Here is a 23,906-nt window from a genome sequence, read left to right as displayed (position 1 = left end):
GATGCGGGAAAACTTTCGTTCGATTATGTACGCTAAGATAATATCATGATAGCGGACAATCCAGAGGAAAAGCAATCTTTTCGACAGCACGTTCCCCTTGCGGCTGCTTTGCCAGCGTGTTAGCATGACTTCGAGGTTTGGACTTATTTCATCATAAAGGAGCTCTTGGACATGAAACCAATCGCATTGGAACATGCGGCCATCAAAGCAGAAGGGATGGTACGAGCAGGCGATCCCGGATTGCTATTGCAAGCAGTTCACTTCGACACCCGCCAATTGATAGACGGATCCCTATTTGTAGCCTTGACCGGCGGTGCCAGGGACGGCCATGATTTTCTCCTCCAAGCGGCGGAGCAAGGTGCCGTTGCAGCGGTTATTTCAGACGAAAGCAAAGTTCCACAGGGTTTGCCTCAAGGATTTGGGCTGATTCTGGTCAACGATACGCTGCGTGCCTTTCAAAAGCTGGCCGCCGCCTATCGCAAAGAACTGACGATCCCGCACATCGCAGTAACGGGCAGCATCGGGAAGACGACCGTAAAGGACATCATTGCCCATGTGCTGGGAAGCCACTACTCGGTCTATAAAACCTACAAAAATTTGAACAATCATCTGGGTGTGCCCTATTCGCTTTTGCAAATTGAAGCGAGTCATCAGGCGGCTGTCCTGGAGCTGGGTATGAATCATGCAGGGGAAATCGATCTGATCGCCTCCCTGACCAAGCCGGAAATCAGCGTGATTACGTACATAGGGGATTCCCATATGGAGTTTTTCGGCTCCCGTGAAAAAATTGCTCTCGCCAAAGCGGAGCTGCTGCCCCATACTTCGCCAGACGGGCTCGTCCTTTTAAACGGCGACTCCGAATACTTGCGCATGATCGCTCATCTATATCCGGGGAAAATCGCCTATTATTCCGTCGAAGGCCCTGCGGATATTTGGGCAGAGGATATTCTGTCAACCGATGACGGCATGCAGTTTACCGTGTGCTTTCCTACTGGAGAACGCTTTGTAGCCGCTCTGCCATTGTACGGAACGCACAGCGTGCTGAATGCCCTCCCAGCTATTGCCATTGCCATGCGCCTGGGAATGTCTGTCGAGCAGATTACGGACGCTCTCTCGACTGTCAAGCTGTCTGCCATGCGTTTTGAACAGGTGACTTCCGCTCATGGTGCTCTCTATATCAGCGACGCCTACAATGCCAGTCCGGCATCCATGGAGGCAGCGATCGGTACCTTTGCCGAGCTGTTCCCCAATCGTAAAAAAGTACTGGTACTCGGAGATATGTACGAATTAGGTGCTGAAAGTGATGCGATGCATATACAAGTCGGAGCCTATGCAAATGCCCTGCGCGACCGCTTCTCCTTGCTCGTAACGGTCGGGGAACACTCTCGCCACATCAGCGAGACGTACGAGGGACAAAAGCTCCATTTCGCCACGAAGGCGGAAGCTGTAGCCGCCCTGCTCTCTTTGCGCAACGAGCAGCATGCATTCTTGCTGAAAGCTTCTCGCGGCATGGAGCTCTGGACTGTCATTTCCGATCTGGAGAACCTGTCATAAGTAAGACGCCACTCCTGTGAAGCACTCACGGGCAGTGGCGTCATTTTTTATTCCTCCCACAATCGTACGACTTCTCTCAAGTCATTTTCGGCGAATGTCAATCGATACAAATCCGGCTTCGTAGTCTTCCTCCAGAATTGGAAGTCGTATGCGGAGTCAAAGCGATTCATGATGATAGTCATGATGTTTCCATGCGTCCCTACCGCCACCTTTTTCCCCCGATATGCTGCGAGCAGCTCCTCAAGAGCCTTCACCCCTCGCACGCCTGCGACTGCGTTGGACTCACCGCCTGGGTAGGAAAAAGCAGGATCCGAGAAAGCTCGTTCTACCGCTTGCTCCATGTCTTCGAAAAAATGATCGTGCCGTGCAAGGTCACGTTCACGGAACCGGGAGTCGATGACAATGGATTTTCCCAATCGTTTTGCCGCAATCTCGATCGTTTGAATGGCTCTCTTGTACGAGCTGGAAACAAACGCGTCCACGCCCTCTCTTTGCAGGATCTCTGCGATACGCTCTGCGTCCTTCCAGCCTTTCCTCGATAGCTCCCTCGTCTCTTCCGCGTTTAAGGTAAATGGAGATTCCGCATGTCGAACCATATAAATGTGAGTAAGCATAGTGTTCCTCCTCCTCCGTTTCTAGGGCCCAGTCTTTTCAACAATTCGCTCCAGCTCGTCCAGCTTGTCGGCCGCAAAATCAGTAAAGTGCACCTAAGACCAATCTGCTACGTAAAAAGAAACGTTTCTGCACGCGCTTTGTTGCAGGTAACAGCAAAAAAGGGATGCCTTCGCCGGCACCCCTCGTTTCCCACGCTCGCATATTCGTTCCTGCGCAGCTATTCCAGTTCTTCTGCATCCACGATGTTGCGCTGCTTATCTGCATGGCGCTCAATCCCCAGTTGTACGAGCCTGTCAATCAGCTCGCTGTAGCTGATCCCTGCAGCTTGGAACAGCATCGGATACATACTGAACGGCGTGAATCCTGGCATCGTGTTGACTTCGTTAATATACAGCTTGTCGTTTTTCTCGTCCCAAAAGAAATCTACCCGAGATAAGCCGGAGCCATCAAGCGCATGGAAAGCTTTTTTGGCGATCTCAGCAATTTGCTCGGAAACATGCTCGGGTACATTCGCTGGAATCGACAGCTCTGTCCCCGCTCCTTTGTATTTCGCTTCGTAATCGTAGAATTCTTTTGCAGCGATAATTTCACCGACTACGGACGTGATCAGCTCTTCATTTCCGAGCACACCGATTTCCAATTCGCGCGCATTCACAAATTCTTCGACAATCAATCGGCGGTCGAACTTGGCTGCAACATCGAGAGCGGCCGCGAGTTCATCCCTGTTCTTCGCTTTATTGACACCTACGCTTGAGCCCATATTCGCAGGCTTTACAAAACAAGGAAACCCGAGCTCTTCCTCGATGCGGTCCATTGCGGCTTCCTGATCTTTTTCCCATTGGGAACGCAGCAGTCCAATATATTTCACCTGTGGCAGACCCACTTGGCCAAATACGGTTTTCATCATCCATTTGTCCATACCTACAGCGGATGCCATGACACCAGCTCCTACATACGGCAGGTTCGCTAATTCGAGCATCCCCTGCATGGTGCCGTCTTCACCATTGGGTCCATGTACGACCGGAAAAATAACATCAATCTGTTGGCCGATCGAAAACAGAGAAGCAGGCTTAGAGGAAGGGACCAATTGCTGTCCCGAAATTTCTTGGTTGTTGATTTCGTCTGGACGTCCTGGTGTCAATCGAAGAGCATCAATTCCCTCAGGCAATTGTCCGGCAATGACCTCTCCTTTTACCCATGAACCGTCGAGCTGAACGTAAATCGGGGTCACTTCGTATTTATGAGCATCGACTGCCTGCATAATAGACATCGCCGTCCGCAGAGAAACCTCATGCTCCGAGGATTTTCCACCGTAAATAATTCCCAGACGAATTTTCTCGCTTCCCATCTTCCTTACTCCTTTCCCCTCTGCTGCGGCAGAGAGCCTACCCAGTATCTTTCTCTCCTATGCTATGCGAAAGCCCAGCATCTGTTCTTTATCACTGGGCCGAGCCCATCAATCAGCATACACAAACTGTACTCCGATTTCAAGGGATTCACCCATGGACTTCATCCGTCATATCATAGCAAATAAACTTCCTGACATGGAGCTATTATGTTGGAGGGATGTCCATGAGAGACTATCTCGTCTACTGTACGTACTGCTCTTCTTATACGCTGTTGCACAGCTTTGACAAAGACAGTGGCTCGTTTTTAGGGGAATATTCCCTCCTGCACAACGATTACACGCGAAACAGTGTCGTGCTGAACAAATTCCTGCTCTCTCACCTCGGTCATACCATCCGCTCGATTCCTTCCAAAACGGAAGACTATCGAAACATCATCTGTACGGCCTCCCATTTTCTAGAGGATGACATCGACAAGTACGTCGAAGAGAGCCAGGACCGAATGAGGTTCAGTGAGCGGAATCGGAAAAGCGAGCGGGAAATTGGTCAGGTACAGCTTTATCTCGTCGAGCATTTGCTCACCCACGAGCTGCAAATGATGACGCAAACTCGAGCATCTACACCTGCAGAAGGACAAGTCATGCTAGGCAAGGAATTAGGTCTCAAGCAATCTCTGGAGGTACTGCGCAAAGTTCGCAGCGACAAGCAGTTCGCGTGAATACTGGAGGACATGGCAAAACCCCCGATCGCGATCACGGGGGTTATTTTTCTAGCTCTATTTTCGATCGCGCACTTCAAAGATGGCAAACTTCAAGTAGTGCGCCTCATCGGCTCCGCTAATTTGCGGATGGTCTTTCCCTGCTCCACGCCACTCGATCAGGCGCAGAATTTTCTTCGCATCGATCGCGGCTTCCTGAATCGTATCAAGGAACAGCTCCGGCGACATATGATACGAGCAAGAAGCAGTCACCAGAAAGCCTCCCGGACGGACAAGCTTCAAGCCGTTCAGGTTGATGTCCTTGTATCCGCGGATGGCCCCTTTTACGGCACCACGAGATTTGGCAAAGGCTGGCGGGTCAAGGATGACGACATCCCAGCTGCGTCCCGCTTCCACATTTTCACGCAGGTAATCAAACGCATTGGCTACCACAAAATCAACGCGATGCAAAAAGCCGTTCAAGGTGATGTTTCGTTTCGCTGTTTCGATCGCATGCTCGGAGATATCGAGTGCGGTTACTTTTTTCGCTCCATGCTTGCATGCATTCAGCGTAAACGAGCCTGTGTGAGTGAAGCATTCCAGCACCTCGGCTCCGTCCCAGAACGGGTTTTTGATGGCTTTCCCCCGCTTGTCTACAGGCACGGTCTTCAGCTCTCCATCCACCTCAACCGACTGCAAGGAGATGCCATGCGACTCCCCCCACCCCTTCATCAACGGCGCGATCGATGCGCGGTTTTCACGCTGATCATAGAAAAATCCTGTCTTCTGGCCTTCGACGATATCTACGTAGTACTTGAGCCCATTTTCTTCGATCAGTACTTCACGCGGGCATTCTCCGTACAGAACCCCTTTTCCTTGCTCCAGACCTTCCAGCTTGCGCACAGGAACGTCATTGCGCAAATAAATACCTTCCGGAGCAAAGACTTCTACCAGCGCATCACGGATCCATTCGATTCGCTGCTCCATCCCAAGAGACAGTACTTGCACGACCAGAACATCGTTATAACGATCGACAATCAAGCCCGGCAAAAAGTCGGCTTCACCATAGATCACCCTGCAGGCATGTGGGTTGTCCACAAAGCGCGTGCGAAACTCTGCCGCTTGTCTAATTTTACGCAGGAAAAAATCGTAGTCGATCGCTTCATTTGGATCAAAGCTCAAGATGCGAACGATCATTTGAGACGCTGGATTGATGTAGCCTTTTGCAAGGAAATGACCTTTGTGATTGGTCACTTCCACAATTTCTCCTGGCACGACATCGCCCTGGATCTCCAAAACCTCCGATTGATAAATCCATGGGTGACCGGTTTCCAGCCGTTTTTTTCGATGTTGATTTAAAAGTACTTTTGCCACTGTTCTAGGGCCTCCTTGTCATGCTCGTCTCCGTACAGGCATAGCGTAGTAATATCTTGCAGAAATCTCCTTAAGGAACAAAAGGATCTGCGCATGTATGTCTAGGGAAGGAGGATTTTGCTTTGTGATCGTGTCCATCCTCGCCCCGTTCACTTTTGGGCTCAGTTTTTTTCTGTTCGGTATGTATGCCATGAGGACCGGGTTTCAAAATCTTGCAGGCAAAAAAATGGAGCAATGGATGGGACGCTTTACACGTACGCCTATCCACAGCTTTTGGATGGGGCTTTTATCTACCTTTGTCTTGCAAAGCTCCAGTGCTGTCACCGTGCTGACCATCGGCTTGACCAATGCAGGGATTATCCGCTTTAGCCAAACCGTCGGCATCATCCTCGGCACCAATCTGGGTACGACTGTTACCACAGAGCTGATCGCACTCAAGCTGGAGTCGTTCGCCATACCCATGCTGCTCATCGGAGTCGCCCTCTGGCTCATGCCTCGGCGCAACATTCGCTGCACAGGGCTTGTCGTCGCAGGGTTTGGGCTGATTTTTCTCGGGATCGATACCTTGAAGCTCATGGCTGCCCCTCTGGAGCAATCGGAAACCTTTCGCTCCCTATTTCTGGAGAGCAGCCATTCGATTGGGGTAGGTCTATTGACCGGGATCATTTTTACCGGGTTGATCCACAGCGGTTCGGCTACAACGGTCATCACGATGGGGCTGCTCAGCCACAATATCTTGTCGATGGAGACTGCCATCGCGATCGTGCTTGGCGCCAACATCGGAACCTGCTTTACCGCTATTATCGCCAGCATCGGAACCAATACAGCCTCGAAGCAAGTAGCGTGGTGCCATACATTGTTTAATGTCGCCGGTGCTCTTGCCTTTCTGCCTATTCTTCCTCAGCTTTCCCTGGTCAGCGCCTTTTTAACGTCCAACCCTTCTATGCAAATCGCCCATTCTCAAACCATTTTCAATCTGGTTTGCTCGCTCGTCGCGCTGCCTTTTACCAGCCAGATCGCCAGCTTTATTCAGTGGCTGATTCCGGACAAGCGAATCCCGATCAAACGCTCCTGATCCAGCAGCGTTTCAAAAGGAGAATGGGATCAAATAGATCGAGGTGATGACTCCCGCTACAATCATCGCCACACTGGACGCCGCGGTTTGAACGGGAGAGATCCGATTCAGACTGGCCGTTCCTATGGCGTGGGCACTCGTTCCTACTGCGATTCCAATCGCCCAGTCATCCCGGATACCCCCCCATTTGAGGACAGGTCGGGCAACCAGAACGCCAATCATCCCGGTCAGTGCCGTGAAGAAGGCAGCCAAAGCAGGTACGCCGCCAACCGAGCGTGCCAGCTCCAAAGCGATCGGCGTAGTCACTGACTTGCTCAGCATGCTTTTCAAAAGGACATCATCGGAGCCTAGGCACCAGTGTATAACGTACACGGTGAGTATCGCAACTGCACAGCCTATAGCCACCCCCAACAAGACACCTTTCCATATATGAGCGAACTCTCTGATTTGTTTGGCTAAAGGAACAGCGAGTGCCACCGTAGCCGGGCCTAGCCAAAAGGAGATCCATTGACCTCCTGCCGAGAATGCCTCCCAGTCGCCGCTCACAAGCCACCACAAAAGCCAGACGAGTACGACCGCTACAATAAGAGGCTGTAAGCGCGGAAAGCGAGCACTGATTGTGGTCGCTCCTTTGTAGCCGATGAGGGTCACCACAATGGCAGACAGCTGACTAAGCATCCAGAGCCCTCCCTTCGTGCTGAACGGATGGCTCTTCTTTGTGCTTGTGTCGGCTCAAATACCATTGGACGACGCGACCGGTAACCAGCATAACGATGACGGGTCCTAGTACCAAAGACAGAAGGATCGTCCATGGATCTTTCGCGATTCCGCTCATATAAGACGCGACTCCCACAATAATAGGCACAAAGAACAACATCATGTGCCGTACTAAAAAGGCGCTCGCTCGTTCAACCCAGTCCATTCGAATCCAGCCCATGCATAAGCACAGGGTCAACAGCAGCATGCCAATCAGATTGCCTGGCATCGGTATGTGCAGCCATTTGCTCGCCAAGGTCCCTACTCCGTAAAAGGCAAGCAAGATCAAAATTCCAGAAACGAGCTTCATCCCTGCTAACCCCTCTCCCCCAATTTTCACCCATCGGTGCTTCTCTTTTTCTCATTTTGACGATGAAGAAAAAGCCCGGCCTTTCCTTGGCCAGGCTTTACTCTGCTCCTAGTATCCGTTTCCTGTCGTTTTTGCACCTGTCACGATCGCTACGCCAGAGCTGGTGCCGATCCGGCTCGCTCCTGCTGCGATCATCGCTTGTGCCGCTTCTCCGTCGCGGACGCCGCCAGAAGCCTTGACCCCAATGTCAGGTCCTACTGTCTTACGCATCAAGGCGATGTCTTCCACCGTAGCCCCACCTGGTCCAAAACCCGTGGACGTTTTGACGTAGTCTGCTCCTGCTTCCACAGATAGCTTGCACGCGGTTTCTTTTTCGGCATCAGTCAATTGGCCCGTTTCCAGAATAACCTTGAGCAGAACGGAACCCGCTGCTTGTTTCACAGCCGCAATATCTTGCTTCACTGCATCCAGATCTCCGGATTTCAGCGCGCCTACATTTAGAACCATATCTACCTCAGTTGCGCCATTGGCGATCGCATCGCGCGTTTCCGCCGCTTTGATCTCTGTTGTATTTACACCCAGAGGGAAACCGATCACCGTGCAGACTTTTACGTCTGTCCCCGCCAGCAGTTCTGCACAACGCTTTACCCAGTAAGGATTGACGCAAACGGAAGCAAAATCGTGTTCCTTTGCTTCTGCACACAGTTTGTCAATCATCGCTGCGGTGGCTTCCGGTTTTAACAAGGTATGGTCGATATATTTATTGATATTCATAGGCTACACCTCTATCCCTAATTGTTCAAAAGCCAGTAGGAACACTTTGTCGTTGTTTCGATAGCCGCGAGCCTGCTGGAGCGCCCAAGCCTCTGCAGCCGGATGCCAATGAACGTCATTGATCTCTTCCAGCTGCACCGTGATCTCTGTATTGTAGGCTTCAACCAAATAGTAGTGGACTTCCTTGTCGACGGCTTCTCCCGTCACCGGATGGTGGTATACATACGTAATCATATCCAGCTTTCCACCCAGACGCCCTGCTACACCGGTCTCTTCCAGCACTTCACGCAATGCGGTTTCTTCGATGGTCTCCCCGATTTCCTGCTTCCCTTTTGCCAGCGTTACCTTCCCATAGCGATCCTCAATCAAGAGAAGCATGTATTCTCCGTCTTGCTCGCGGTAAACAACGCCTCCTGCCGAGATCTCTTTCATATGGCTCGCTCCTTCAAGAGGGGCAGATGTTCGTTTTCCAAGACGCGCACGAGTGTCCCTTTGCAATATTCAGAGCCTGGTTCGTCCAGACGGACCTTGCAAATTTTGCCGATCATGCTCTCGTCACCTGGGAAAACGACGTTCAAATAGTTGTCGGAGTACCCCATCAAAAGCCCGCTCTCTGGAGCTTCTTTGTAAGGGCGCTCTGGAATGACTTCCAGAACATCGCCAACGAATTTCGAAGAGTATTCCATGGTCAGCTGTTGATTCAGCTCGAGCAGCTTCGTCACGCGCTCGTGCTTCACTTCTTCCGGAATCTGATCGGTCATGCGGGCAGCAGGTGTACCTGTACGCATCGAGTACGGGAACACGTGCAGCTCGGCAAACCCGATTTTTTTGATGAACTCGTAGCCGTTCATGAACTGCTCTTCCGTTTCGCCAGGGAAGCCTACGATGACGTCTGTCGTGATCGCTGCACCTGGCAGAGCTTCGCGCACTTTTACCATTCTTTCGTAGAACTCAGCTGTCGTGTACTTGCGGCGCATGCGCTTCAGCACCTCATCATCCCCTGCTTGCAGCGGGACATGTAGATGGCGCACGACACGGTCTGAATTGTTGATGACTTCGATCACTTCATCCGTGATTTGGCTTGCTTCGATCGAGCTGATCCGAATGCGTTTCAGCCCTTCGACTTGGTGCAGGTCAACCAGCAGCTTCGCCAGATTGTAATCTTCCAAATCCTCGCCGTAACCGCCGGTATGAATACCCGTCAGCACGATTTCCAGATACCCTGCATCCACCAGCTTTTGAGCTTGTTCGACCACACTCTCCGGTTTGCGGGAGCGCATCAAGCCACGCGCCCATGGAATAATGCAGAAGGTGCAGAAGTTGTTACAGCCCTCCTGAATTTTCAAGGATGCGCGCGTGCGGTCTGTGAAGTTCGGTACATCCAGCTCCTCGAATTCACGAGCCTTCATGATGTTTCCAACGGCATTGATCGGCTGGCGCTCCACTTTGATCTGGTTCACATACTCGATCAGCTTTTCGCGTCCTTGCGTCCCTACGACGATATCCACCCCAGGAATTTGCGCAATTTCGCTCGGAGAGGTTTGTGCATAGCAACCCGTAACGGCGACGATTGCTTCCGGATTGCGGCGGATCGCCCGGCGAATGACCTGACGACTCTTTTTATCACCTGTATTGGTAACCGTACATGTATTGATGACATACACATCCGCGTCCTCCTGTTCGAAGTCGACGCGCTCATAGCCCTCTGTTTTAAATAGCTGCCAGATAGCCTCAGTTTCATAGCTGTTCACTTTGCAGCCCAATGTATGAAATGCAACGGTAGACATTGCGATTCCTCCTTTCTTCCTTGTCAAACTTAGCGTGATGATGGAGTCGTCCGTTCAAACTGATAAGAAGCACAGGCCAGCACATACTGACTCGCTGTTTCCGTTCGCAAAATGCGTGGGCCGAGTGAGACAGAAAGAAAGCCCTTTGCTTCGGCTTGAGCGACTTCATCAGAGGTAAAGCCCCCTTCAGGTCCAATCAAGACGAGCAAAGACTCATCTGCAGTCATCTCGGTCAGCACCTGATGCATCGTCGTACCGCCCTCTTTTTCATAGGCAATCGCACAACGAGTATACTGCTCGCCAGCTTTGAGCGCCTCCCGAAACGATACGGGTGCCAAAAGCTCGGGAAGCACATCGCGATGAGACTGCTCCGCCGCTTCCTTTACAATCTTTCGCCAGCGCTCCAGCTTCTTCGCCTCTTTTTTGGCATCGAGCTTGACGATGGTGCGCTCCGAGGAAAATGGGAAAAAGGAATACGCTCCCAGTTCCGTCCCCTTTTGCAGGATCCACTCCATCTTTTCGCCTTTTGGCAGCCCTTGGCCAATCGTTACGCGAATCGGCAATTCACGCTGTTCATTCAATAACTCCACTATGGTTGCTCTGACCTCTTTCGCAGACAGTGACACAAGCTTGGCCACTGCAGATCTGCCCGCTCCGTCAGAGACGAATATTTTTTCGCCTTCTTTTGACCGCATCACGTTTACGATATGGTGGACGTCGTCTCCAACAATCGTTACCTCATGCTCGTGAAAGTGATCTGGCAGGGCAAAATATCGTTGCATCTCGCCAACCCCACTATTCTATCTTTTTTTCGACACAATTGCTACCCAGTCGTCGATCATAATGGTTTCCACTACCACCAGTCCGGAATCAGCCAAAGCCTTCTTCACGTCAGCTTCGCGCGCCTGGATAATCCCTGATGCGATGAATACGCCCTCTGGTTTGAGAACGCGATATACGTCGTCCGTAAAGCGCACGATGACCTCCGCCAAAATATTGGCAACGACCACATCGACTGGCTCTTCTACTCCGTCTAGTAAGTTGTTCTGACGGACAGTGATTTTTTCATGAACCCCGTTCAGCTCCGTATTGGCTTGTGCGGAACGAACCGCTACCTCATCCAGATCCATCGCCAGCACATGCTCTGCGCCAAGCTTGATTGCAGCGATGCTCAAAATCGCAGTGCCTGTCCCAACATCGTAGAGACGGTCTCCTTCGTCTACATACTTCTCTACCGCACGCAGACACAGAATGGTCGTCGGGTGTGTGCCTGTTCCAAAGGCCATCCCCGGGTCCATCTCAATGATAATCTCCTTGTCATGTCTAGGCTCGTACTCTTCCCATACAGGCTTGATCGTCATCCGATCGGTTACATGCACAGGCTTGTAATACTTTTTCCAGGCGTGGGCCCACTCGTCTTCGTGCACATCGTTTACAGCAATGTTCGCCTTACCGATGTCCAAACCGTACTCGGTCAACTGTGCGAGCTGCTCCTTCAATTCTTCTACAACATCAAACAGCTCACTGCTATCAACCGGCAAGTATGCTTTGACGAATACGCCCTCGGCCGGAAAATCATCCGGGGAAAGCTGGTAGATTTCACCAAACGGCGTATCCCACTCACGATATAGTACTTCAGGGTCTTCAATTACGACACCATTTGCACCCATCTCGTACAGAATACTCGAAACCGCCTCTGTAGCTTCTGCTGTTGTATGGATACTGATTTCTGACCATTTCACGAATCTACCACTCCCCACGTATGCTCCCTAATAATGCTGTGTAAAAGCGGACAACCGCGGCAGTTACTCGCCGCGGAATGCCCGTTTCATTTTTTCAAAAAAGCCTTCGTCTTCGCCGCCATGCTGTCCTGGCTTTTCACCCGACAGCTCAGCCAGCTCCCGCAAGAGCTCTTTTTGCTTGTCGCTCAGCTTGGTTGGAGTAATCACGCGCACTTTGACATGTTGATCTCCACGACCGTTGCCTCGCAGATGCGGAACACCTTTCCCCCGCAGGCGGAAAAATGTCTCGGTTTGTGTACCCGATGGAATCTTCAGCTTCACACGGCCATCTACAGTCGGCACTTCAATCTCGTCACCCAAGGCAGCTTGGGCGTAAGTGAGTGGAACCTCACAGTAGATATCATTTCCTTCCCGCTCGAAAAACTCATGGCTCTTCACGCGCAGGACAACGTACAGATCTCCTGGAGGGCCGCCGTTCATACCCGGTTCGCCTTCGCCCGTCACGCGCAGCTGCGCACCGTCATCCACACCCGCTGGGATGTTGAGATGAATTTTGCGGCGTACCTTCACGCGGCCGCTTCCACGGCAGGTCGAGCATTTTTCTTTGAAGACTTTCCCTTTTCCTTCGCAAGTTGCACAAGTGCGGCGGTTGGCAATCCGGCCAAATGGTGTGTTCGTGACCACTTCCTGCTGCCCCGTACCGCTACATGTTTTACACGTCTCGACTCCAGTACCTGGCTTGGCACCTGAACCATGGCATGTATCACACTCTGCTTCCTTGGGAATTTCCACGTCTGTTTCTTTCCCAAAGATCGCATCCAAAAAATCGATGCTCAGACCAAATTGAAGGTCAGAGCCTTTGCGAGGTGCATTCGGATTTGCCCGTCTGCCTCCACCGCCGAAAAACATATCAAAGATGTCGCCGAAGCCGCCCATTCCGGAAGCATCGAATCCGCCGCCACCAAAGCCCTGGTTTGGATCCTGATGTCCAAAACGGTCGTACTGCGCACGCTTTTGCGGCTCAGACAAGACATCATACGCTTCTTTTACTTCTTTAAACTTCTCTTCCGCATCTGCGGCTTTATTTACATCCGGGTGATACTGGCGCGCCAGTTTGCGGTACGCTTTTTTGATTTCATCTGCGTCCGCGCCCTTGCCGACTCCCAGCACCTCATAGTAATCGCGTTTCATCTCCTAAAATCACTCCCATGACAGTCAACTGTTATCATAGCATGTGACAGACTTGAAAAAAAGTCAAAGTCAGCATTCCGTGACTTTGACTTTCATGGGTCACATCGCGGGGAGGCAAGGGGAGGAACCTCCCCTGCCAGACTCCAACGTGATTACTTTTTATCGTCTACCACTTCGTAGTCTGCATCAACCACGTTATCTTTCTTTGGTTCTGCGCCACCTTCTGCTCCGCCTTGTGCAGCTTGTGCAGCCTGAGCCGCTTGCTCATACAGCTTCACAGAGATTTGTTGAACGATCTCGGACAGTTCGTCTTTCGCTGCCTTGATCTCGTCGATGTTGGTACCTTCGAGCGCTTTTTTCACTTTGTCTTTCGCAGCATTTGCACGGTCGATTTCCGCTTGGTCTACTTTACCTTCAACCTCTTTCAAGGTCTTCTCGGTTGTAAACACGAGCTGGTCAGCTTCGTTGCGGACTTCCACTTGCTCTTTGCGCTGTTTGTCAGCTTCCGCGTTCAGTTCCGCTTCTTTTACCATGCGGTCGATTTCTTCATCGGACAGACCAGAGCTCGCCGTGATCGTGATGCGCTGTTCTTTACCGGTACCCAGATCTTTCGCACGAACGTTTACGATACCGTTCGCATCGATGTCGAAGGATACTTCGATTTGTGGCACGCCGCGTGGTGCTGGCGGGATGTCGTTCAGGTTGAAGCGACCCAGTGTTTTGTTGTCTGCAGCCATTTGACGCTCCCCTTGCAGTACGTGGATTTCCACGCCTGGCTGGTTGTCAGCTGCAGTAGAGAACACTTGGGATTTGCTCGTTGGGATGGTTGTATTGCGATCGATCAGCTTAGTGAATACACCACCCAAGGTTTCGATACCCAGGGACAATGGCGTTACGTCGAGCAGTACAACGTCTTTCACATCGCCAGTGAGTACGCCCGCTTGAACAGCAGCACCCAGTGCTACTACTTCGTCAGGGTTTACACCTTTGTGAGGCTCTTTGCCTGTGAATTTTTTGATCGCTTCTTGTACAGCCGGGATCCGTGTAGAACCACCGACGAGGATTACTTTGTCGATTTCGTTTGGAGTCAGTCCTGCATCGTTCAGCGCTTGACGAGTTGGACCCATCGTACGCTCTACGAGGCTTGCGGACAGCTCTTCGAATTTTGCACGAGTCAGGTTCATCTCCAAGTGTTTTGGACCAGTCGCATCTGCTGTGATAAATGGCAGCGAGATGGTAGTAGTCAATACGCCAGAGAGGTCTTTTTTCGCTTTCTCAGCAGCATCTTTCAAACGCTGTTGAGCCATGCGGTCTTTGGACAGGTCAATGCCATGTTCTTTTTTGAATTCGCTCACCAGGTGATCGATTACGACTTGGTCGAAGTCGTCCCCACCCAGTTTGTTGTCACCGGAGGTCGCTTTTACTTCAAAGAAGCCTTCGGACAGCTCAAGGATGGATACGTCAAACGTACCGCCGCCCAAGTCAAATACGAGCACAGTTTGATCTTCGGACTTTTCCATACCGTATGCAAGCGCTGCAGCCGTTGGTTCGTTTACGATACGCAGAACTTCCAGACCTGCAATTTTACCAGCGTCTTTTGTTGCTTGGCGCTGGCTGTCATTGAAGTAAGCAGGAACCGTAATAACTGCCTGCGTCACAGATTCACCCAGATACGCTTCTGCGTCAGATTTCAGCTTTTGCAGGATCATCGCAGAGATCTGTTGAGGGGTGTACTCATTGCCTTCGAGGGTTTCTTTATGAGCAGTACCCATGTGGCGCTTGATGGAAATTACGGTGTTGTCAGGGTTGGTAATCGCTTGACGTTTCGCTGCTTCCCCTACGATTTTCTCGCCATTTTTGAACGCAACAACAGATGGAGTGGTGCGGTTGCCTTCTGGGTTTGGGATAACGACTGGCTCTCCGCCTTCCATTACTGCTACACAAGAGTTGGTGGTTCCAAGGTCAATACCAATTACGCGACTCATACTATATGTCCTCCTAACGCTTCACTGTCTATTTAATAAGAAATGGATCTTACTCGTTTACTTTGACCATCGCCGGACGAACGACGCGATCTTTGAACATGTATCCTTTTTGCAGCTCTTCTACAACCACACCGGAATCAAACTCTGGATCCTGTGTTTGCATGACAGCCTGATGGACATGTGGATCAAAAGGCTGACCTTTTGCGGCAATAGCAGCCAAGCCTTCTTTTTCAAAGACTTGCACCATTTGACGATGCACCATGTCGACGCCCGTCAGCAGGCTTTCTACTGTCATGGATTCCTTGTCAGCTGCCAAGGCACGCTCGAAGTTATCCAGAATAGGCAGCAGCTCTTCCACGATTTTCTGGGAAGCGTACTTAGCTAAGTCTTCCTGCTCCTTGCGAACACGTCTTCTGAGGTTATCCATGTCAGCCATGGCGCGAAGCATCCGGCTTTGATGCTCTTCTGCCTGGGCCTTCCAATGGGCAGCTTCCTGTTCCCAGTTCACTTCTGCCGATTCCTGCGTATCTGCAGCTTCTGCTTGCTCTTCAGCAATCGGGTCTTGCGTCATTTTTTCTTCGCTCAACTTCGATACCTCCTGCGGCCAAGCTCCGGCTAGTAGAGCAGGAGCCTTTCCATCCATTTATTTCTCAAACTGCGAAGTCAGCATGCGCGATAAGCCTTCTGCCAAATAGTTCAGGACCGTAATGACTCTGCCGTATTCCATTCGCGTCGGGCCAAGTATCCCTACCATCCCTACAGGCTTGCCGCCCAAAGAATACGAGGTAGTAATGATACTGCATTGCTTAATCGCGTCTAGCTGGTTTTCCTGGCCGATGCGCACCGTGAGTCCATCTGCCGGCACTCCGAACAGGTGAAGGAGCTGATCATTACGCTCTAAGAGCTCCAAAATATCCTTGACCTTGTCTACATCCCGGAATTCTGGCTGGTTCATGATCTTGGTCGCACCGCGTAAGTATACTCGATCCTCTTCAGGCTGGATCAGGGATAGATCAAGGAGCTTCAACATTTCTTCATACTGCTCCGCATGGCGGCGCATCTCTCCTGAAATTTCCTGATACAACCGCTGGCGCAGCTGCCATAACGGGACATCGGAAAGCTTGCTGTTCAGCAGATTGACGAGACGCTCGATCTCGGACGCCCCTATCCCTTCTGGCAATTCAATCAGCTTGTTTTCCACACGACCGGTATGGGTGACCACGATGGCCACAGCCTCCTTGTCGTTGAGAGGAACGATTTGTATATGTTTTAACCGATGCTCAAAAATCTCGGGTCCGAGTACGACGGCTGTATAGTTCGTCAACTGGGAGAGGATTTGAGCGGTGTACTCTACTACTTGTTCAGCATGTAGAATACGCTCGGCAAACAACTGTTTCAGTTTACCCAATTCACCCTCATCCAAAAGATGGGGCTGAATCAGGTTATCGACGTAAAAACGATAGCCCTTTGTAGAAGGCACGCGCCCTGCCGATGTATGTGGCTGTTCGAGATACCCCAGCTCCTCCAAATCGGACATCTCATTGCGGATCGTAGCCGAAGAAAATCCGATGTCGTCCCGTTTGGAAATCGTGCGGGAGCCAACAGGTTCGGCTGAATGAATGTAATTATCGACGATCGCATTCAGAATCAATTGTTGACGGTCAGATAACATAAATGTCTTTCGCCTCCCTGTTGTTAGCACTCATCTCGATCGAGTGCTAATTCTACTTACTAAGGTATCAATAGTAGAAGGATTTGTCAACGGACTTCGTGTGTTCCAGTGCGAAAATCACATCATTCGCCAGCAAGCGTGGGCTTATCGCAAAAAACGAGCAAAGACTTCGTTGCCGAGCGGCAGTCCTTTTTTTGTCAGACGCAGATGGCCATGTTCCTCTTCCAGCATGCCTTTGGCAATCTCTTCTTCTATTATGTTCCCAAAGACTTGCCGAACAGATACGCCAAACCGCTCTGAGAATCGCTCAAGACCGACGCCTTCTCGCAAACGAAGACCCAGGATCATTTGCTCCTCCATCGCATCCTCGCGCGGAACCGGGAATTGCTCGACACGCGGCAAGCCACTTTTGCTCATTTGCATGTAGACGGCTAGCGGTCCGGCATTTACATGTCTTTCCCCGCTCACATAGCCGTGGGCACCCGCTCCCAAACCATAATATTCGTCATTGAGCCAATAGGTTTTATTGTGTTTGCTTTCAAAACCTTTTTTGGCAAAATTGCTGATTTCGTACTGCTCGTAGCCGTGCTTCTCCATTTCCTCGATCAAAAGCATGTACATGGCAAGCTCCGTATCTTCCGAAGGCAGCGGCAGCTGATCCTTTTGATACAAGGTATGGAAGAGGGTGTTCTCCTCTACCTTTAAGCTGTAGGCCGAAAAATGCGTAGTTCCAAGCGCAAACGCCTGGCGCAGCGTATCCCTGAAAATGTCCATCGTCTGATCAGGCAAGCCGAACATCAAGTCAATGGTGACGTTATCAAAGCCGACTTTCCGCGCATTTTCAATACTGCGATACACATCCTCTGTGTCATGGATCCGGCCGAGCCGCTTGAGCAGTGCATTGTCAAACGATTGCACACCAAAGCTCAGGCGATTCACTCCTAGCTCTCGCATAATCGCCAGCTTTTCTACATCTGTCGTCCCTGGATTGGCTTCCATCGTAAATTCGATATCATCCGTCCAATACTTACCGAGGTTATCGCGAACACTCTCCAAAAACTGACGCATCTGAGCGTGATCGAGGAAAGTCGGTGTCCCTCCGCCAACGAAGATCGTTTTGACCCGCTCAGGCGGTTTGCTGGCGAAGGTCAGCTCCATCTCCTTTTTCAAGGCATCGAGATAGTCCCAGACCAGCTGGGGGTTGTTCGTCACAAACGAGTTAAAATCACAGTAAAAGCATTTATTGGTACAAAAGGGAATGTGGATGTAAACCGATTGCGGCAGCATGTCCCTTCCCCTCCTTTTTTCCTGAATACAAGAATGGAAAAGACCTGACACCAAGGTCAGGCCTACTTCTTATCATCCATGCGCAGAACGGCCATGAAAGCCTCTTGTGGCACCTCGACGGAACCGACCGATTTCATGCGCTTCTTTCCTTCTTTTTGTTTCTCGAGGAGTTTGCGTTTCCGCGAGATATCCCCGCCGTAGCACTTCGCCAATACGTTTTTACGCAGGGCGCTGATCGTTTCGCGTGCTACTACTTTTTGACCGATTGTCGCCTGAATCGGCACCTCGAATTGCTGGCGAGGAATCAGTTCCTTCAGCTTTTCGCAGATGACTTTTCCGCGCGCGTACGCCGTATCCTTGTGCACGATAAACGACAGGGCATCCACCATTTCACTGTTCAACAGAATATCCATTTTCACCAGCTTGGATGGTTTGTAGCCTGCCAGCTCGTAATCGAACGAAGCGTAACCGCGAGTACTAGACTTCAGCAGATCGAAAAAGTCGTATACGATCTCAGACAGAGGCATATCGTATTTCAGCTGAACGCGATTTTCCCCCATGTACTGCATGTCGAGGAAATCACCGCGCTTGCCTTGGCACAGCTGCATCACGTCACCTACATATTCCTTCGGCACCATGACGGTGGAGAGAACATACGGCTCCTCAATAGTCTCGATCTTTTGCGCTTCCGGCATTTTCGACGGGTTGTCAATCTCGAATACTTCCCCGTTCGTTTTGGTAATGCGATAAATAACGCTCGGTGCGGTCGTGATCAGATTGATATTAAATTCGCGCTCAATGCGCTCCTGAATGATTTCCATATGCAGAAGTCCGAGGAATCCACAGCGGAAACCAAAACCAAGCGCTTGAGACGTCTCTGGTTCAAACTGCAGAGACGCATCGTTCAGCTGCAATTTTTCCAGGGCTTCCCGAAGGTCGTTGTACTCATTCGTCTCAATCGGGTACAGACCACAGAATACCATCGGGTTGATCTTGCGGTAACCAGGCAAAGGCTCAGCAGCAGGACGGCTCGCATCTGTGATGGTATCCCCCACGCGCGTATCTCCCACGGTTTTAATGGAAGCAGCCACGTAGCCTACATCCCCAACGGTCAGCTCTTCTACCTGCGTCTGGCGAGGTGTCGACGTACCGATCTCGGTTACCTCGAACGCCTTGCCAGTTGCCATCATCTTGATCTTCATACCTTTTTTCAGTGTACCGTTAAGCACACGGATCGAGGCAATAACGCCACGATAAGCATCGAAGTAAGAGTCAAAAATCAGGGCTTGCAACGGAGCGTCTGGATCTCCCTCTGGAGCCGGCACTTTTTGCACCACGGCTTCGAGCACTTCCTTGATCCCGATGCCTGCTTTCGCCGAGGTCAGAACGGCATCACTCGCATCCAGACCAATGACGTCCTCGACCTCTTGCTTCACGCGCTCAGGCTCTGCGCTAGGCAAATCGATCTTGTTAATGACCGGGATGATCTCCAGATTGCTGTCCAACGCCAGATAGACGTTTGCGAGAGTCTGTGCTTCAATCCCTTGCGCGGCATCGACGACCAGAATCGCCCCTTCACAAGCAGCCAAGCTGCGAGAAACCTCGTACGTAAAGTCTACGTGTCCAGGGGTGTCGATCAGGTGGAGAATATATTCCTCTCCGTCTTCCGCTTTATAGTTCAAACGCACGGCATTCAGCTTGATTGTAATCCCGCGCTCTTTTTCCAGCTCCATTGTGTCCAGAAACTGGGCTTCCATCTCACGCGCTGACAGTGCACCGGTCAATTCCAAGATCCGGTCAGCCAGCGTAGACTTTCCATGGTCAATGTGGGCGATGATGGAAAAATTTCGAATCCTCTTTTGTCTTTCACGGCGATCCATGTGTTGTTCGTTCCCTCCCACGCGAATCCATTCACTCGCTGACGGATTGCGGTCGCAAAAAATACACTAACGTTTATTATATCAAACGCATGACTTCCCGTGCAACCAAAGAGAAACAGGCTTTCGCCGCTTTTTCGCGCACAGATCACTTCGCTTAGGTTTTCTGGATAAAAAACAGACCGAAAAGAAAATCGGTCCGTTTTCCTCATCCCTATTATGGGCGGGTTTGTATTCGTTCCAATACCTTTTGGGGAAAGATTTGTTGCAGACTGCTTTGGTAGCGGTTCCCGTCCTCTGGCATCTGAAAGCCGGTCACTTTGTACTTGCTCCCGTCGTAAGCAATCTGGAAAGCCATAGGCGCGCTGACCCCTGACGATTTGAGCGGGTCCTTGCTCAATACTTTTACCCAAGCATAAACGCTGCGGTTGGCAGCATCTGGCGCTTCTACTCCCAAAAGCTCAATCGTCACGTCTCGTTCTTTCCCCAGATCGCCCAGTTCGGAGCTTTCCCTCTCCACATATTCACGGATAATCGGCTCGACCAACTCCCGATTGGCAGGAGAAACGCCTGTCTTCACCTCTACAAACACTTGACCGAGATGCTTCCCGTCTGCATTTACCTGCAGCTTCCAGATCCCTGGATCGGGCAGCGTGACTCCAGTGGGCACATGGCGCTGCGCATCAAACAAGGGGCCACTAACCGAGTACGATCCCAGCTCTACACGCCTTCCCTCACTGTTGTAGGCAACCAGCTCTACCTTTTTCATTTGCCCAGCATCTAGCAGCCAAAAGACTCGTTGCTGCTGATCTTCATAAAAACCGGACGGATCGGTGATGATTCTCACCGGCTTGTTTCCGAGGTAGAAGAAGGGCTGACCATTAGCGGTCGTTTCTGTTCGAGGGGATGCCTTCCACAGAAGAGGAACATCCAGGGAGCCGCCTGGTAAAAGCTCTGGTACGGACGTGGTTTGCTCAGAGGGTTTTGACGCTTGTCTCTCTCCAGAGAAGAGAGACAAAAGCCCTACCTGCCATGCCAGAAACAGCAGCAATACGGTCAGGACAGGGAAAGCAAACCTCGACCACCTGACCATCCTTTTGGAGTGTCGCTGGTGGATGCGCTGACTGACACCTTCTTTCATGGCAGCCGTGAAATGGACATCGCGGAACATCTTGCTATCCGCCTTCTCTTTCAATTGTTCGATCCACTGGTTCTCGTCCATTCCCACTCACGCCCCTCTCCCATCCTCTTTTTCAGCTGCTGTCTTGCCCGGTGCAAACGCGTACGTACGGACCCCTCCGATACAGACAGGACGTTTGCCACTTCTGCTATGGACAAGTCTGCATAGTAATGAAGGACGATCACTTGACGGTACATGGGAGGAAGGCTTTGCACCTGCTCCACCAGTTCATCCCTCTCATACTGCTTCATCACGACATGCTCGGTAGAAGCATCGCTCCCCGCTTTGATCCAGGAGCCCGGCCATATTTTTCGAAAGGCCCATGAGCGCAGGTATCCTTTGCATTCATTGACCGCGATCCGGTATATCCACGTTTGCAGGGTGCTTTGTCCACGAAATCGCGGCAGGTTTCTGTATACCTTCACAAACACATCCTGCGTGATATCTTCCGCGTCATTCCGCTCTTTTACCAGAAACGTCACCAGCCTAAGCACGCGCGTCCCGTATTCCCGCATGATTTGTTCAAATGCGGCATCCTCCGTGGGCTGCAATTTCTCCACGTGCGCGCCTCCTCTGCATGAATTCGTTACTGGTTAGATGCAGCTGCTGACATTTTGTTACACGATTCCGGATATTTTTTTGGCGATCACAGTCCAGTGAGTCCCACCGGCGGAGGCATCTGTCGATCGGACGAAAGGATAACCCCCGTGCTGCCACCGGTCCCGGTCATAATCTTTCTCCTCTGTGTCATGCGTGGTCTTCCCGATCACCTGGAAGCCCTCGGACTCTAAGAGCAGCTCCAGCTCATTTGGCAAAAGCAAGGCATGTTCACGGTCCACTCGATACCTCAGCGGTTCGAATTCCCTTTGCCTGAAATGCTGTCGAGATAAAGTAAATCTGCTTCTTTCCCGTAATCGGATGCACAGATACGTCCGTCTCCACCCCAAAAACCTCTCGAATCAAATCGGACGTCAGCATCTCATCTGGCGAACCCGATGCAACAAGATGGCCTTCTTTTAATACATACAACCGATCACAATACATGGCCGCTATGTTCAAGTCGTGCAGAGCAGACAGAACGGTAATCCCCAGCTGCCTGACGATATCCATGACCTGCAGCTGATAGCGCACATCCAAATGATTCGTGGGCTCGTCCAAAACCAGAAAATCAGCTTGTTGTGCCAATGCTCTGGCAATCAAGACACGCTGCTTCTCTCCTCCAGACAGCGAGAAGAAACTGCGCTCGGCATAATCGCTCATGTCAACGCGTGCCAACGCCTTGTCGCTGATATCTTTGTCCTCTACCGAATCCAGCTGAAACGTTTTTTTGTGTGGCGAACGTCCCATCATCACGATTTCCTGCACGGAAAAATCGAATTCGACCGAAGATTCCTGTCGAACAACGGACATACGCCGGGCGCTTTCCTTCGGAGACAGCTTGTATAGATCGTCCCCGTCCAGCCCGATCCAGCCCGCAGTTGGCTTCATGACACGATAGATGCTTTTGAGCAGCGTGGATTTGCCGCTGCCATTTGGTCCGATTAGCCCCACGAACTCCCCTTCTTTTACCTCCATGCCTATATCGTGAATGATTCGCTTGTTGGTCAGGGAGACGGTTATGTCACTTGCAACAAGCTTCATCGCCCACCACCTCCAAATGAATACGAGCTGCGAAGCATCAACCAGATAAAAAATGGCCCGCCACAGAGTGCCGTAATAATGCCTATGGGCAATTCTTCAGGAGCGAAGGAAAGCCTCGCCAAAGCATCCGCCCAGATCAGAAAGATGGCTCCCAAGAGTGCGCTGACGGGCAAGACACGTCGATGATCGGATCCGACAATGACTCGGACGATATGTGGCATCATCAGACCAACAAATCCGATAGACCCGCTGATAGCAACGATGACACCCGTCAATAGCGCCGTAATAACCAAAAGCAGCTTGCGAAATTGCACCGTATTCACACCAAGAGTGCTCGCCGACTCTTCGCCCATCAACATGGAATTAAGAGAGCGGTATTGCGCCAGCAAGACTGCGAGACATACCAGGACGACAAGGCTGGGAATCGTCAAATACTCCCATTTGGCCCCTGCCAAACTGCCGCTCAGCCAAAAGAGGACAGAGCGTATGCCATGTTCATTCGGAGCCGAAAAGATAATCAAGCTCGTGACACCCGATAGAATAGCCGAAATCGCAATCCCTGCCATGAGTAGGCGGACGGTTGAATTTTGTCCGCCTATCCGAGAAAGCGAGAAAATCAGCACGATGGATAGCAGAGAGCCGAGAAATGCGCCTACCGACAAGGCGTATTGACCGTACATGCTAAAGGCGCCAAACAGGATGACGAGCGTGGCACCCACCGAGGCTCCTGAAGAAACACCTAGTATGTAAGGATCAGCCAGGGAATTTCGAACCAACGACTGGATGGCTACACCGACCACAGACAGACCAGCGCCAACGACTGCGGCCAGCAGAACACGAGGAAAGCGAATGTCCCAAATGATCGAGTGCTGCGCGCGAGTCCAATCTTCTGTCGTCCATTCCCCGAGGAAGGGGACATGGTTCAGTGCAATTCTCCAGACTGTCCTAGGATGAATGTCTACAGACCCCAGTGTAATGGCGAGCGTAATCGATACAAGCAGCACGATCATTAGAGAAAGGATAAGCACAGTCAGGCTTGTCCT

24 protein-coding genes are annotated in these 23,906 nt (G+C 51.2%); 3 read left to right on the top strand and 21 right to left on the bottom strand.

Annotation, left to right across the window (positions count from 1 at the left end; translation table 11 throughout):
• The first annotated feature begins 171 nt into the window (after nt 1-171).
• Nucleotides 172-1,554 (top strand): UDP-N-acetylmuramoyl-tripeptide--D-alanyl-D-alanine ligase, encoded by a 1,383-nt coding sequence (locus EDM55_RS28965; RefSeq protein WP_122962027.1) that lies wholly within the window; start codon nt 172-174, stop codon nt 1,552-1,554.
• 47 nt (nt 1,555-1,601) lie between these two features.
• On the opposite strand, the gene EDM55_RS28960 is transcribed toward EDM55_RS28965, so the two are convergent.
• Together EDM55_RS28960 and EDM55_RS28955 are read right to left on the bottom strand one after the other, a co-directional pair.
• Nucleotides 1,602-2,168 carry a histidine phosphatase family protein gene (locus EDM55_RS28960; protein ID WP_092269016.1) on the bottom strand — a complete coding sequence of 189 codons (567 nt, stop codon included), beginning with the start codon at nt 2,166-2,168 and terminating at the stop codon, nt 1,602-1,604.
• A 218-nt stretch (nt 2,169-2,386) separates the two neighbouring features.
• On the bottom strand, nt 2,387-3,517 hold the full coding sequence (locus tag EDM55_RS28955; protein WP_092269018.1) for a D-alanine--D-alanine ligase: 1,131 nt from the start codon (nt 3,515-3,517) through the stop codon (nt 2,387-2,389).
• A gap of 224 nt (nt 3,518-3,741) precedes the next feature.
• Between EDM55_RS28955 and EDM55_RS28950 the strand changes: the two genes are divergently transcribed.
• Entirely contained in the window at nt 3,742-4,233 is a 492-nt protein-coding gene (locus EDM55_RS28950) for a hypothetical protein (RefSeq protein ID WP_092269020.1), read from the top strand.
• A 57-nt stretch (nt 4,234-4,290) separates the two neighbouring features.
• On the opposite strand, the gene EDM55_RS28945 is transcribed toward EDM55_RS28950, so the two are convergent.
• A complete protein-coding gene (locus tag EDM55_RS28945) occupies nt 4,291-5,586 on the bottom strand; it encodes a class I SAM-dependent rRNA methyltransferase (RefSeq protein ID WP_122962026.1) in 1,296 nt (431 codons plus the stop codon).
• Between the two features lie 124 nt (nt 5,587-5,710).
• On the opposite strand from EDM55_RS28945, the gene EDM55_RS28940 reads away from it, so the two are divergent.
• The gene (locus tag EDM55_RS28940; RefSeq protein ID WP_092269024.1) at nt 5,711-6,661 is read left to right on the top strand and encodes a Na/Pi cotransporter family protein; all 951 of its coding nucleotides are present in this window, start codon (nt 5,711-5,713) and stop codon (nt 6,659-6,661) included.
• A gap of 12 nt (nt 6,662-6,673) precedes the next feature.
• On the opposite strand, the gene EDM55_RS28935 is transcribed toward EDM55_RS28940, so the two are convergent.
• The 18 genes from EDM55_RS28935 to EDM55_RS28850 all read right to left on the bottom strand — a co-directional run bounded on the left by EDM55_RS28935 (nt 6,674) and on the right by EDM55_RS28850 (nt 23,873).
• Nucleotides 6,674-7,339 (bottom strand): LrgB family protein, encoded by a 666-nt coding sequence (locus EDM55_RS28935; protein ID WP_092269026.1) that lies wholly within the window; start codon nt 7,337-7,339, stop codon nt 6,674-6,676.
• Nucleotides 7,332-7,727, bottom strand: a complete 396-nt coding sequence (locus EDM55_RS28930) for a CidA/LrgA family protein (protein WP_122962025.1) — start codon at nt 7,725-7,727, stop codon at nt 7,332-7,334. The genes EDM55_RS28935 and EDM55_RS28930 overlap by 8 nt, the downstream gene beginning before the upstream one ends.
• A 108-nt stretch (nt 7,728-7,835) precedes the next feature.
• Complete coding sequence (deoC, locus tag EDM55_RS28925; protein ID WP_122926890.1) at nt 7,836-8,501, bottom strand: deoxyribose-phosphate aldolase; 666 nt, start codon at nt 8,499-8,501, stop codon at nt 7,836-7,838.
• A gap of 3 nt (nt 8,502-8,504) precedes the next feature.
• Nucleotides 8,505-8,933: an NUDIX hydrolase gene (locus EDM55_RS28920; RefSeq protein ID WP_092269032.1), complete on the bottom strand. Its 429-nt coding sequence runs from the start codon at nt 8,931-8,933 to the stop codon at nt 8,505-8,507.
• Nucleotides 8,930-10,288 (bottom strand): tRNA (N(6)-L-threonylcarbamoyladenosine(37)-C(2))-methylthiotransferase MtaB, encoded by a 1,359-nt coding sequence (mtaB, locus tag EDM55_RS28915; protein WP_122962024.1) that lies wholly within the window; start codon nt 10,286-10,288, stop codon nt 8,930-8,932. Before mtaB ends, EDM55_RS28920 begins: the two co-directional genes overlap by 4 nt.
• Before the next feature lie 29 nt (nt 10,289-10,317).
• Nucleotides 10,318-11,070 carry a 16S rRNA (uracil(1498)-N(3))-methyltransferase gene (locus EDM55_RS28910; RefSeq protein ID WP_122962023.1) on the bottom strand — a complete coding sequence of 251 codons (753 nt, stop codon included), beginning with the start codon at nt 11,068-11,070 and terminating at the stop codon, nt 10,318-10,320.
• An 18-nt stretch (nt 11,071-11,088) separates the two neighbouring features.
• The gene (gene prmA, locus EDM55_RS28905; RefSeq protein WP_122962022.1) at nt 11,089-12,030 is read right to left on the bottom strand and encodes a 50S ribosomal protein L11 methyltransferase; all 942 of its coding nucleotides are present in this window, start codon (nt 12,028-12,030) and stop codon (nt 11,089-11,091) included.
• Nucleotides 12,031-12,093: 63 nt separating this feature from the next.
• Complete coding sequence (gene dnaJ / locus EDM55_RS28900; protein ID WP_122962021.1) at nt 12,094-13,221, bottom strand: molecular chaperone DnaJ; 1,128 nt, start codon at nt 13,219-13,221, stop codon at nt 12,094-12,096.
• Nucleotides 13,222-13,373: 152 nt separating this feature from the next.
• The gene (gene dnaK / locus EDM55_RS28895; protein WP_092269042.1) at nt 13,374-15,206 is read right to left on the bottom strand and encodes a molecular chaperone DnaK; all 1,833 of its coding nucleotides are present in this window, start codon (nt 15,204-15,206) and stop codon (nt 13,374-13,376) included.
• 49 nt (nt 15,207-15,255) lie between these two features.
• Nucleotides 15,256-15,849, bottom strand: coding sequence for a nucleotide exchange factor GrpE (gene grpE / locus EDM55_RS28890; RefSeq protein WP_092269044.1), 594 nt, complete (start codon nt 15,847-15,849; stop codon nt 15,256-15,258).
• A complete protein-coding gene (hrcA, locus tag EDM55_RS28885) occupies nt 15,850-16,878 on the bottom strand; it encodes a heat-inducible transcriptional repressor HrcA (RefSeq protein WP_092269046.1) in 1,029 nt (342 codons plus the stop codon).
• A gap of 144 nt (nt 16,879-17,022) precedes the next feature.
• Complete coding sequence (hemW, locus tag EDM55_RS28880; protein ID WP_092269048.1) at nt 17,023-18,165, bottom strand: radical SAM family heme chaperone HemW; 1,143 nt, start codon at nt 18,163-18,165, stop codon at nt 17,023-17,025.
• A gap of 62 nt (nt 18,166-18,227) precedes the next feature.
• Entirely contained in the window at nt 18,228-20,045 is a 1,818-nt protein-coding gene (lepA, locus tag EDM55_RS28875; protein ID WP_092269050.1) for a translation elongation factor 4, read from the bottom strand.
• A 214-nt stretch (nt 20,046-20,259) separates the two neighbouring features.
• Complete coding sequence (locus EDM55_RS28870; RefSeq protein WP_122962041.1) at nt 20,260-21,264, bottom strand: hypothetical protein; 1,005 nt, start codon at nt 21,262-21,264, stop codon at nt 20,260-20,262.
• Nucleotides 21,234-21,782 carry a sigma-70 family RNA polymerase sigma factor gene (locus EDM55_RS28865; RefSeq protein ID WP_092269054.1) on the bottom strand — a complete coding sequence of 183 codons (549 nt, stop codon included), beginning with the start codon at nt 21,780-21,782 and terminating at the stop codon, nt 21,234-21,236. The genes EDM55_RS28870 and EDM55_RS28865 overlap by 31 nt, the downstream gene beginning before the upstream one ends.
• Before the next feature lie 57 nt (nt 21,783-21,839).
• Entirely contained in the window at nt 21,840-22,061 is a 222-nt protein-coding gene (locus EDM55_RS28860) for a hypothetical protein (protein ID WP_092269057.1), read from the bottom strand.
• Nucleotides 22,051-22,863: a heme ABC transporter ATP-binding protein gene (locus EDM55_RS28855; RefSeq protein WP_092269060.1), complete on the bottom strand. Its 813-nt coding sequence runs from the start codon at nt 22,861-22,863 to the stop codon at nt 22,051-22,053. The genes EDM55_RS28860 and EDM55_RS28855 overlap by 11 nt, the downstream gene beginning before the upstream one ends.
• Entirely contained in the window at nt 22,860-23,873 is a 1,014-nt protein-coding gene (locus EDM55_RS28850) for a FecCD family ABC transporter permease (protein WP_122962040.1), read from the bottom strand. The genes EDM55_RS28855 and EDM55_RS28850 overlap by 4 nt, the downstream gene beginning before the upstream one ends.
• Nucleotides 23,874-23,906: the final 33 nt, after the last annotated feature.

This window comes from Brevibacillus centrosporus (genome assembly GCF_003710815.1).
GTDB lineage: Bacteria > Bacillota > Bacilli > Brevibacillales > Brevibacillaceae > Brevibacillus > Brevibacillus centrosporus.
This window is presented reverse-complemented; position numbering and strand designations above follow the sequence as displayed.